At 35.3% G+C, this 12,232-nt stretch carries 10 protein-coding genes and 1 other RNA gene; 6 read left to right on the top strand and 5 right to left on the bottom strand.

The genetic code is table 11. The features are described 5' to 3' along the window. Positions 1-377: 377 nt before the first annotated feature. Both ssrS and ASO14_RS13400 read right to left on the bottom strand, forming a co-directional pair. Positions 378-568: non-coding RNA, 6S RNA (gene ssrS / locus ASO14_RS13405), on the bottom strand. Between the two features lie 48 nt (positions 569-616). Then, the gene (locus ASO14_RS13400; protein WP_068456413.1) at positions 617-1,249 is read right to left on the bottom strand and encodes an HD domain-containing protein; all 633 of its coding nucleotides are present in this window, start codon (positions 1,247-1,249) and stop codon (positions 617-619) included. 267 nt (positions 1,250-1,516) lie between these two features. Here ASO14_RS13400 and ASO14_RS13395 point away from each other — a divergent pair, with 267 nt between their 5' ends. Continuing rightward, entirely contained in the window at positions 1,517-1,846 is a 330-nt protein-coding gene (locus tag ASO14_RS13395) for a hypothetical protein (RefSeq protein WP_231726959.1), read from the top strand. Between the two features lie 144 nt (positions 1,847-1,990). Here the strand turns inward: ASO14_RS13395 and ASO14_RS13390 are convergent, their stop codons facing one another. Further along, entirely contained in the window at positions 1,991-2,641 is a 651-nt protein-coding gene (locus ASO14_RS13390; RefSeq protein ID WP_068456408.1) for an HAD family hydrolase, read from the bottom strand. Positions 2,642-2,762: 121 nt separating this feature from the next. On the opposite strand from ASO14_RS13390, the gene ASO14_RS13385 reads away from it, so the two are divergent. Beyond that, positions 2,763-2,987: a hypothetical protein gene (locus ASO14_RS13385; RefSeq protein ID WP_068456405.1), complete on the top strand. Its 225-nt coding sequence runs from the start codon at positions 2,763-2,765 to the stop codon at positions 2,985-2,987. 90 nt (positions 2,988-3,077) lie between these two features. Here ASO14_RS13385 and ASO14_RS13380 read toward each other — a convergent pair whose 3' ends face one another. Both ASO14_RS13380 and pbp4 read right to left on the bottom strand, forming a co-directional pair. Then, entirely contained in the window at positions 3,078-3,884 is an 807-nt protein-coding gene (locus ASO14_RS13380) for a Cof-type HAD-IIB family hydrolase (RefSeq protein ID WP_068456402.1), read from the bottom strand. 13 nt (positions 3,885-3,897) lie between these two features. Continuing rightward, entirely contained in the window at positions 3,898-5,895 is a 1,998-nt protein-coding gene (gene pbp4 / locus ASO14_RS13375) for a penicillin-binding protein PBP4(5) (protein ID WP_068456399.1), read from the bottom strand. Positions 5,896-6,206: 311 nt separating this feature from the next. Here pbp4 and ASO14_RS13370 point away from each other — a divergent pair, with 311 nt between their 5' ends. From ASO14_RS13370 to nhaC, 4 genes are all read left to right on the top strand, one after another. Further along, a complete protein-coding gene (locus tag ASO14_RS13370) occupies positions 6,207-6,602 on the top strand; it encodes a helix-turn-helix domain-containing protein (protein WP_231726958.1) in 396 nt (131 codons plus the stop codon). Positions 6,603-6,804: 202 nt separating this feature from the next. Then, positions 6,805-9,390 carry a bifunctional lysylphosphatidylglycerol flippase/synthetase MprF gene (gene mprF / locus ASO14_RS13365; RefSeq protein WP_068456393.1) on the top strand — a complete coding sequence of 862 codons (2,586 nt, stop codon included), beginning with the start codon at positions 6,805-6,807 and terminating at the stop codon, positions 9,388-9,390. A gap of 18 nt (positions 9,391-9,408) precedes the next feature. Beyond that, positions 9,409-10,518: an amidohydrolase gene (locus ASO14_RS13360; protein WP_068456390.1), complete on the top strand. Its 1,110-nt coding sequence runs from the start codon at positions 9,409-9,411 to the stop codon at positions 10,516-10,518. A 237-nt stretch (positions 10,519-10,755) separates the two neighbouring features. Next, a complete protein-coding gene (gene nhaC, locus ASO14_RS13355) occupies positions 10,756-12,195 on the top strand; it encodes a Na+/H+ antiporter NhaC (protein ID WP_068456388.1) in 1,440 nt (479 codons plus the stop codon). The last annotated feature ends 37 nt before the right edge of the window (positions 12,196-12,232 follow it).

Genomic DNA, 12,232 nt, shown 5'->3' with positions numbered 1-12,232 from the left:
TATTGGTTCACATCGTGTAAATAAAAGCTTGAATAGATAAATTATCTTCTAAAATAAACGCTATAGAAGTTATATGTAAGTTTAAAATTAATATTTATAAAACTTGTATATAACTTTATACCTAAAATAATAAGTGGAATTCATCCTATTTTTGCAATGCTTTTTTACCTTGAATATCATACAATATACTGTGATGTAAATCTATTTATAGTCACTGGAAAATGAAAAAAATTTAAAAAAGTGGGTAGTAAAGTCTTATAGAGAGAAAAATATAATAGAGTACTCTTTAGTATTAACTTTTTTAATACAGTTGTTAAATGATGAAAAGTGACATAAAAAAGACACCCATCGAAGTGAGTGTCTTTGAAATGTAAAATAGAGAAGCCGCCTTTGCCGTAAGTTGATCATATTGAAAGTTTTAAACCACCACTCCTAAAAGTGGGTGTTCGCAGAGTCGCTCATGTATGTCCTCCTAGCTAAGAGGCTTGCCAGTCCTTACTCAATCTAAAACTCCCTATTACAGCTTAAAGGTTAAAACTTAATACTATTACGAACAATGCAGCTTGTATTAATAATATACGCTAGAATCACGATTCATGCAAACATCTTGTTCGAGTTAAGGTGCTTCTTGAATCGCTTGTTCTGTCAGCTTTATAATATCGATGGTTGTATCTTCTTTCATGACATCTTTTAGCATCGTATTTTTAAAATAGTCTACACTATTAGGTAATGGAAGATTTAAAATCTTCTTGAGTGCAATTTGATACATCTTCACAAATTCAATATCTTTATTCCCGCGTTTTAATTCCGCAAAAGATTCATAGAATTGATCGAGTTTATCGCTTAATTCAAGTAAGCGACCTTCAATGGTTTCGTCCTTACCTTCCTTCATGCGATGTTTAAATGTCGCTTGAAATTCTTTTGGGATTTCTTCCTCTATATAATGTTCCACCATTTTTTCTTCAACAAGTGCAATCATATTTTTTAATTCAGGTGAAGAATGTTTTACGGGTGTTTTAATATCACCGATGAAAATCTCACCATAGTCATGGTTGATTGTTTTTTCGTAAAGTGATTTCCAATCAATCGTTGCACCATGCATTTCCTCTAATGTAGCAAAGAACATCGCATATTGAGATACTTTCCAAGAGTGCGCCGCCACGTTATGTTCTTCAAATTTGAAGCGTCCAGGCGCGCGAATAATACGTTCTAAATCATTTAAGCTTGTAAAAAATTTATGAATACCCATTGTGACCTCGCTCCCTTCCTTTCATTTCACTATACCGTATTTTCTTCTAAAAGAATATTGATTTGCAGAACCTTTACATGAGCTTTAGAAATTGAGAAAATAAAGTGGAATGACAGAAGATAAGAGGAGGGCAGAATTGTTTCGGCAATTCTTATGCCAATGTTATATCTGACAATTATTTATATACATGTATTAAGCGCTATTTTGTCGATTGGCCCATTCTTTGTGTTATTTCCTGTATTAAAAAAGATGGAGAAAACATCAAATATGGATATGTTTCGTGCCTATGCACACGCTTTTCAATCTGGAATCACTGTTGTGAAACATGCAGGTCACGTACTAATCGTTTTTGGTTTACTTGCGATGTGGTTAGGTCCTTATAATTGGGATACACCGTGGATTTTAACAACGATGATTTTATTAGTGGCATCAGTTGTTTATTTAGCGCGTGCTTTTAAGCCAACGATGCGTACGCTAGACACGCCACAATTTCAACAGCAAAAGTTCGTACGCAATTTACGACGAGGCGCGATAATCTATACTATCTTACTCTGTATTATGCTGTGGTTAATGGTGACAAAGCCAATCTTATGGTAATGAAAAAAGGATGGGACATAAGTGTAAAAACACCATCCTACATGAGCATAAGAAAAACTGGAATCGCGCTATTGTGCGGTTCCAGTTTTTCGTTGTGAACTCTAAAAAAGGAAAATGAGATGTTCTGTCCCATCCTCTTTATAATTATTTTGTGTGAATTGCTAAAATCTGTTCTTTTGCTTCTTCAATTGTTGATAGAATAGTTACTTCTTCTGGAAAATGCCCTGATGACGTTAAGTCATTTGGAACAACGATACAAGGAATTTTTGCAGCTACAGCTGATTTTGCACCATTCTCAGAGTCTTCAATCGCAATGCATTGTTCAGGCTCTAAATTGAGTGCAAAGAGTGCTTCTTCATAAATTTCTGGATGTGGTTTAACATGAACAACATCATCAGCACATCGAATCGCTTCAAAATAATGGGCAATGCTATGTTTATTAATAAATTCTGCAATAAACTTTAATTGGCTACCTGATGCAATTGCCATACGTACACCCTGTTCGTGAAGTGTGCGAAGTAAATCTGTAATACCATCTTTCACAGGTAAATCAACTAAACGTTCATTTACACGTTTTTCGGCAAAAGGTGATAATTCGTCACGTGTAATATGAGCATCTACATGTGTTGTTAAGTAATCATAAAGTGATGTATCTTGTGTACCGATACATGCTTGAAAAACTTCTAAAGGTACTTCATATTCATATCGTTCTTGAATAAGTTCTTGGTAAACGTCAATCCATAATGCTTCTGTATCGACAATTGTTCCATCAAAATCAAAAATGACTGCTTCCATTTTTAATTCCTCCTTTATAAAAAGTGAAAAAACTTTTCAAATAATACTTTTCGAAATATACTGTTAGAAATAGCATAACATAGAATAGTTTCGAACTGTAAAGGAAAGGGGTGCCATCTAATTGGAAAATAAAAAGAAAATGAAACGCTTATCAATCATGAGTATCGTATGTGTATCAATTGTAATGTGTTGTGAGATCGTATTCCACTTAGAGAAGGCACTGGATTTATCAGCAATTAAGTATTTTTCATATTTACAAGTAGCTACATATTTCATTGCAGCAATTCCCTTTACATATGCGCTGTTCTTATATATACAAATAAAAAAGCAACAAAACGTGAAATAAAATTTCAGATTGAGTGGTTTTGTTTAGACAATACTACAAAAATCCCTATAAGATCGACCATTGAAAAAGTCATCTTATAGGGATATTTTATTATGGGTTCAAACCATAAATGCCTTGCAAATGTTTTAAAAGACCAAGTTCGTTATTCGTATATTCGGTTACTTCTGTTGCTTGCTCTTGTACCCAGAGAGGCGCATTTTTCATTGCTACAGAGCGACCTGCTTTATGGAATAGTGGTAAATCATTTCCGCCGTCTCCAAAAGCAATTACATCTGCGAAAGATAGGTGATTTTCTTCTAGAATTTTTGCAACACCAGTAGCTTTTGTAATATGGCGACCACTAATATCAATTAAATCAATTGCGGAAAAAGCCGCAGTAAAAGGTAGGATTTTTTCTAAAATACGTAGTTCACCTAAAAAGTCAGCTAATATATCATGATTTTCTTTAAAGAATAGAATCTTTTCAACATCTTTTGTATCAACATCTTTTGTCCATTCGGGTGATGTATAGCCATGTACGGTTAATTCATGTGCGCGATCACGCATAGGCGAAATTTTCGCGGTTGTACGTCCATCGTGATGGTGAATTTCATGATGGATTTCGTGTACGAGTGATAAATCAACGAGTGTTTCTACAGCTTTTGCTTCAATGGATTCGCGATAGATTTCTTTTCCACCAAAGTGTACGTTCATTCCATTTGAATTAATAATGCCGTCAACTTCAAAATCAATTGGAATTGCTAAGCGCATTTCATACATCGTTCTCCCTGTCGCAATACATACTAGAATGCCTTTTTTTCGAAGAGCTTGTAAGTAATCTGAGAGTTCAGGATCTACTTTACGGGCATTGTTCAATGTTGTGCCATCTAAATCAAGTACTATCATTTTAGGTTCCATGTTCATCGACTCCTTACTTTTTTGTTTCAATTGACTTTTCAACTTCAGGAACGAGGTCTTTAATCAATTGTGTCGCAGTTTTCCCACTTTTTTTATGATTTTCTACGAGTGATACAATTAAATAATTCTTTTTTTCGGCATTGAATGCAAATACGAAACTATTCTCTATACCCTCTGTACCTTGTTCAAGCTTTAATTCAGCAGTTCCTGTTTTAGCTGCTAATGGTAATTTTAGTGAAGCTAGGTTATGAGCTGTACCATTCGGATCTTTCACTACTTGTAAAAGAGCTGCATTTACTTGGTCGACTGCTTTTTTGGATACTGCTTCAGAGGTTTTAGATTTTTCATTCACTCGAATATGTGGTTGTACAATTTTTCCGTCATTTGCAAAAGCACTGTATGCGACTGCCTGTTGGATAGGTGACATGAGTAGTTGTCCTTGTCCATAAGCTGTATCAGCTAATAAAATATCACTCTTGAATTGTTTATCCGTTGAAATTTGGGCAGGTGTCATAGCAAAAGGTAGATTGAAATCTTGTCCAAAACCAAATTTTTTTAAACCAGCACGTAATCGATCCTCTCCAAGCTCTAGACCTTCTTGAGCAAAGAAAATATTATCGGAATAAATGAGCGCTTTTTTATAATCTACTTTTTGATTCTCTGTAACGCGTGTAATTTTATAATTCCCCCAAGAACCATCTTTTTGCCATTGTAGCCCATCAATTGTACGTACACGATTAGCTTTTAATGTTCCCGCATCAAATCCAATTGCTGCTGTAATAGCTTTCATTGTTGAGCCAGGCGCATAACGCTGTGTAAATCGATTTGTGAACGGTCTTTCAGGGTCATTCGCATATTGGTCATACGTTTTTTGCGATAAGCCACGTACCATCTGATTCGGATCAAATGATGGCTTCGAAACTAGCGCCATTAACGCACCGTTTTGTGGCTCCATAATGACAGTAGAACCTGTAGCTTTTTCTAAATCTTCGTATGCACGTTTTTGCATTAAGGCATCGATTGTTAAACGAATTTTTTCACCATTCTTTACCTTACTCTCAAGTAATACCTCTTTTACTTTACCATCTTTATTCACTAAAGAGATACTTCCTCCATCTGTACCACGAAGTTCCTTATCATAAGCTCGTTCTAGCCCTGTTTTTCCAATAATTGCGTCAGAAGAAAGAGCTGGATTCTTTTTAATATCCTCTGCTGTAACCGTTCCTGTGTAACCAATTAAATGAGCTGCCGCTGCACCAAGAGGGTAGTAGCGTGTAGTTGTTGCGGCATATTGTAATCCATCCATCTTTTGAACATCTTCATCAGCTACTATTTTAATAGGAACAAATAAATCATCTTTTACCCATGACTGTGCTAATTTTTGTTCGACACTCTCTGTTGATACATCTAAAAATTTCGCAATTTTTTCGATTCTTTTTGTGCGTGTCGAATCATTTCCTAATTCTTTTGGAATGATACCAGCGCGAAATGCTTTTTTATTTGTGGCTAAATCAAAACCATTTACATCTACTAAATCACCACGTATCGCAGTAGTTGTTTGAAATGAGATGCGATCAGTTGGCTTCATATTCGAAAAGATTAAAGATGTTTTCCAATCAATCTGATATGTACCATCTTGTTTGATTAGTTTTGTTGAATATGAAAAAGACGTTGTTTTTCCAATAGCCGTTTCAAATACAGCTTGATAACTCAACTTTTGATCAGATACTTTCATATTTGAAATTTGAATTTTACTTACACCAATTCCTCCAAAAACATTCGTATATTTCTTCACAAAGTCATCTTTTGTATAACCTTGTTGTTTTAAAGAGTCTGTTGTTACCTGTTTTACAAGCTCTGTATATTTCTTCTTTTCGAAGTTTTGAGTCCATTGTGTTGCTGCTTTTTCCTGTGCTTTTTGATCTTTTTGTTGTATGAAAACATAGATTCCGACAATTGCAAGAATTATAACAGCAAGTACGCTGATGATCATTACTATTTTTTTGTTCATTTTCCCGCCTCCTTCTATTTATTATGAAGGATTCATGCAAAGTTTGCACAAAGAAAGACTACCGTTTTTTAACAAATTGTAAAAAAATAAAAAAATTTATCGAAAAATGCGTGATTTTCTCAAAAAATATATTATAATTCTATTTAAGGAAGAAAAATTGTTTAGTTTAAGAGAATTTCTGTTAAGGATAGATAGGGCAATCATTTTTTAAGTAAAGAGAGCGGACATTCATTATCAAATAATTGAAGTCGTAGCCTCTATTCTGCAACGTCTATTTCTAAAAATAGAAACTCTGGAAAGAGAGGGGAGTAATGATGTTTGATCAATATGCTTTTGGTGAGCAGCTAAAGTTACTAAGGGAGCTTAGCAATCACTCAATGTTGTCTCTGGCAAAAGAAATCGGCACGTCAGCGAGTCGTATTAAAAGTTGGGAGGTTGGTGAGAGCATTCCTTCAGCGAAATGGATTGTTCGATTGAGCCAAGCTTTAAAAATTTCTGCAGACGATTTATTATTAAATATTATGAGTGATGTACCAACACCGCAAAATGATATTGAATATAGCAGAAGAAAGAATGTGTTACTTCGTGATTTGAGTTCCATTTTACCAGAGCTGACGAAGCAGGATTTACTAGAACTTTATACGTTAGCTGAAATGAAAGTAACGGTAAAAAAAGAGATGCCAATTGAAGAAGCCATTCGTGCATAATGAATGATTAAAAAGAGAGGTTACGAGCAAGCGTAATGTCTCTTTTTCTTCGTTTCACGTCTTACATATAAAGGGTATGATATACATAATGTATGTTACCTCGAAAGAAATGGCTGAAAATACTTATAAAATAAAGCACTTTATATTAAAAGATTCGTTATAATTAATAGGATGATAAAAAATATGTAAATGGGGGAGACGGGTGAAAATAAATCGTTCAAAAATCTTTCAATGGATTAAAGTTATTTTACCGATTCTCTTAATGCTTTTTGCGATTCATGAATTGACCAAAATTGTAAGAGAAGCAAATGGAGCTCAAATTGCGCGGCAACTTGGTTCAATTGATGTTCGGACGCTAGCATTAATCGCAGTTGTGCCGCTTTTTTTAGCTTTTCCAATGTTTTTTTATGATTTTTTTATTATGAAAAAACTGAAGTTAAAAATGCCAATCAAAAGGCTTATGAAAGAATCTTTAATAATTAATTCATTTTCAAACTTAATCGGATTTGGTGGCTTAGTAGGTGTACTTTTGCGTACACATTACTTTAAAAAGCCAGACATGGATAATACGACATTCTTTAAAATGATTGCCTCTGTAACGCTCTTTTATTTAGCAGGGATTTCACTATTTGCGGATTTATTATTAATTTTCTTCCGTGATATTCGAATTTTTACAGAGCATCCTTTCTTACTATATGTAGCTGCATTTATCGGTTTATATACACCGTTTTTAATTGTGCGCGCGATTGTTCAGCTACTGCGTAAAAAAATGACGAGACATCAATTGCTAGGCGATGTTGCACTAACATTTGTATCTATTTGTGAGTGGCTAGGTGCTTTCACAATGCTCGTTATTTTAACAAAATTACTTAATATTGATGTGCCTTTAATCGATTTATGGCCGATGTTTGTTATTGCTTCAGCAGCCGGTATTGTCAGTATGATCCCTGGGGGATTAGGCTCTTTTGACTTAGTTTTCATTTGGGGAGCTACGAGTTTAAATATTCCTTCAGAATCTGTATTAGTATTATTACTATTCTATCGTGTTGGATATTATGCAATTCCGTTCTTAGCTGGGTTGGTTCTCTTTATTCGTGATATTTGGCGTTCATTCAATAGAGGTTATAATAGCATTCCAAACTTACTATTAGAACGTACGATGCATATTATTGCGACAGCACTCGTATTTTTAGCTGGTTTAAGTTTATTAATCTCAAGTGTTGCACCGGGTGCGATCGAAAAAATAAAGTATGTGAGAGAACTTACATCATTACCTTTTATTAATGTATCGCATCAAGTATCAGTTATGACAGGCTTTCTACTATTAGCCTTATCAAACGGAATCTCTTATAAGGACCGCCGCACATTTAAAGCAACACTGTTCGTCTTATTATTTGCGGCTGCGCTTTTCATTGTAAAAGGTATTCAATATCGACAAGCACTCTTTATGATTTTTGTAGCGCTATTACTGTACTTTGCACGCAATCGTTTCTATCGTACGAGTTATGTAGAGACATGGGGACGCAGTATTTTCAATACATTCGTTATTACAGTTGTATTACTAAGTTACTTAGTGATTGGGATTATTGTGAAGTCGGATTTACGTCACCACCTTTCCGAACATGTACAAGGGATTATTATTCGTAACCCTGATGACTTATTTAAAAGTGCATTAATTGGATTGATTGTTATTGGGGCAGTAGTTCTGTTTGAACGATGGCAGCGCAATCGAACCCAATTCAAGCGTGTCTATCTAGTTGAAAATCAAGATGAAGTAGCAAAGCATATCGCAAAATATGGTGTGACAGAAGCGCATCATTTTGAACAGCATATGCATCAATGTATTTTTTGGAATAAACAGCGTAATGTTCTGTTCTCTTACCGTATTACTGCAGATAAATTTATTGTGCAAGGCGATTTGATTGGTGATCAAAAGCACTTTAAATCATCGATTGAGGAATTTATTGCCTTTGCAGATTACTATGGTTATACACCTGTATTTTATGAAGTCAGTGATTCATTCATTCCGTATTTATACGGATACGGCTATAACTTTTTTAAACTAGGTGAAGAAGGAAATGTAGAGATTTCAGAAGTTGTTTTAACGCATGAAGAAAAAGAGCAATATAAACAGTTACAAAAAGAAATGCAAGAAGTTGGTTATACATTTGAATGGTTAGAACCGAAATTTTCTGAAACATTTATACGAGAGTTAGCAGAACTTTCAGCTATATGGCAAGGCGATAAAGAACAAATTGGTGAACATTATGTATTTAATGAGAGCTATTTAAATAATGGTCCAATCGTTTTATTACGAAACAAACAACAAGAAATTGTCGCATTTGCAAATTTAACAGAATTAGATGGTCCAAAGCATACGATTGCGATTAGTTTATTGCGTTCGACACAAACAGACATGCCAGCACATGCACTTGATTATTTGTTAGTCTGCTCGTTAATTGCAACGAAGGAAAAAGGTTATCGATATATTAATATTGGAATGGTTTATTTAAAACATGTTGGTGTATCTAAATATGCGGGAATTTCAGAGAAAATTGCAGCTCAGATTTTAGTGAATGCACAAGAATCTGGGAATAAAAAAGACTTACGTTATTTGAAAGAGCAATATGCGAATGAGTGGCGACCAAAATATATTGCCTATCGTAAACGACGCTCGTTACCATTTACGATGCTACAAATTTTAATGTTAATTGGTGATAATAAAATTGCGAGTAAGCGAAATCAACTTATCGCAATGCGAAATTTAAAGAAAAAACAACGAAATTAAGTTTAATGAGGTGCGGTTATGACAGAATTGACAGTAGAACAACAGATTTACGATTGGTTTCGTCATTTTCATGAACATCCAGAAGTAAGTTGGAAAGAGTATGAAACAACAAAAACATTAGCTTCGATTATGGAAGAACTACAAGTGGAGTATCGCTTATTCGGTGATATTCCAGGTTTAGTTGCAGAAATTGGTACAGGAGATGAAATTATCGCTGTTCGTGCAGATATCGATGCCTTGTGGCAAGAAGTAGATGGTGTATGGCGCGCGAATCATTCATGTGGGCACGATGCGAATATAACAATGGTGTTAGGAGCATTACTTCATTTGCGAAATGAACCATTAACACATCGTGTTCGTTTCATTTTCCAACCTGCAGAGGAACTAGGGAATGGGGCTGTTGCAGCTTATGAACATGGGGCTGTTGACGGTGTATCTCATTTATTCGGTGTTCATCTACGTCCAATTGAAGAATTACCACTTGGTAAAATTGCGCCAGCGATTCACCATGGAGCAGCGTATTTCTTAGAGGGAAGCATCAAAGGTATTGATGCACATGGTGCTCGACCACATCAAGGCAAAAATGCACTGGATGTTGTCATGGCTGTTCATCAAATGCTAAATAGTTTGCACTTTTCACCGTTCGAACCACATTCAGTGAAATTAACCAAAGTAGTTGCTGATGGTGGAAGTACGAATATCATTCCAGGGAGTGCGACGTTTGCGATGGATCTGCGTGCGCAAAGTAATGCTTTATTAGATGATATGAAAACAGTTATCCATAAAGGGTTGCAAGCTATTCAACAACAGTTTGACATCGATTTAGAGTGGCGCTTTTATGATTATACGCCAGGAGCAGAAGTTTCTGAAGAAGCGGCACAGATGGCAAAAGAAGCAATTGTTGAAACGCTAGGTGAAGAATTTTGCACAGAAGCGATCCATACACCGGGAGCGGATGATTTTCATTTTTATACAGTGAAGAAGCCAGAGCTAAAGGCTGCGATGTTAGGTGTAGGAGCGGATTTAGCACCTGGTTTACATCACCCACATATGACATTTGACCAACAGGCTCTAGTAGATGCGTCAAAAGTATTGGCTACATTATTAAAGAAAACACCACGAAAATAAAATACATTTCGACCACTTAATCAAATTGATTAAGTGGTTTTTTATACATTTTGATAAATTTTTATTCGTTTTATTGTATTTGTATTGTTTAGCTATTACAAATAAAAATACTGTCTATGTAATCGTTTTCTTTCTGCTTTGGTGCAAAAATTTTGCATTGACCTCTTTCCACTCAACGGATATTCTTAATTCTAGTGAATGTTTTCATTTTTCAGACAGATAAAGGGGATGAGATGGATGAAAAGAGAAATTAAAGCAAGATGGACGATTTTAACGTTCTTTGTCATGATTACATCGATGGCTGTAGCGGTTGCTGTTTTGGGGACAAGCCCGCACGTACCACTTGTTATTGGTACAGTAACAGCAGCGATTGTGGCGATTGCTCATGGTTTTAAATGGTTAGAAGTAGAAGAAATGATGTATAAGGGGATTAAATTAGCACTTCCAGCGGTTGTCATCATCATGCTTGTTGGTTTTACAATTGGCGCATGGGTTGGTGGCGGTGTCGTTGCGACGATGATTTTTTACGGTTTGAAATTAATCTCACCTGCGTGGTTCTTAGTAACAATTCTATTATTATGTGCGATTGTAGCATTAGCAATCGGTAGTTCATGGTCTACAATGGCAACTGTGGGGGTTGCTGGTATGGGTATTGGACTAAGTATGGGTATTCCTGCACCAATGATTGCAGGAGCAGTTATTTCAGGCGCTTATTTCGGTGATAAGATGTCACCATTATCAGATACAACAAATTTAGCTTCTGGTTTAACAGGTACACAATTATTCGATCATATTCGTCACATGCTCTATACGACGATTCCAGGATTAATTATTTCATTAATTGTTTTCGGTATTTTAGGTCGTAAGTTTGCAGATGTGAATATGAACTCTGAAAGTATTTTAACGACATTACGTGTCTTACAAGAGACGTTTTATATCTCACCATGGTTATTAATTGTGCCTGTAGCAGTTATTTTCATGGTAGCCAAGAAAATTCCGGCTATTCCGGCATTACTTGCAGGGATTGTGATGGGTTTCTTATTACAAATTACGGTTCAAGGCGGTTCAACAAAATTTGCACTTGAAACATTACAAAGTGGTTTTGTTTTAGAATCAGGTAATGAATTAGTTGATAAACTATTCAATCAAGGCGGATTAGATGGCATGATGGGTACGGTATCAATGACGATTATCGCGATGACATTTGGTGGTATTTTAGAGTACTCAGGTATGTTGAAATCATTAATTCAAGTCATTATGAAATGGGCAAAATCAACAGGTAGTCTAGTAGCATCTACGATTACAGCTTGTATTTTTACAAATGCGACTTGTTCTGAACAATATATCTCAATTGTCGTACCATCGCGTATGTTTGTAAAAGCTTACCGAGATCGAGGGTTACATTCTAAAAACTTATCACGCGCGTTAGAAGATGGTGGTACTTTAACGTCTGTATTCTTCCCGTGGAATACATGTGGTGTATTCATTTTTGCAACGTTAGGTGTAAGTGCATTTGAATATGCGCCATATGCTATTTTAAACTTTGTTGTACCAATTATTTCGATTATTTATGCTTATGTAGGTTTTGCGATTGTTAAATTAACACCTGAAGAATTAGAAGAAGCAAAACAAAAAGAAATCGAAGAAGAAAAAGCATTAGAACCAAGTGCATTATAAATGTAAAAAAGCAAATCGTCTCTTATTGGCGATTTGC

It is taken from the genome of Kurthia sp. 11kri321 (assembly GCF_001534765.1).
Taxonomy (GTDB): Bacteria; Bacillota; Bacilli; order Bacillales_A; family Planococcaceae; genus Kurthia; species Kurthia gibsonii.
The sequence above is the reverse complement of the archived record's forward strand: the minus strand, read 5'-3'. Positions and strand labels throughout refer to the sequence as shown.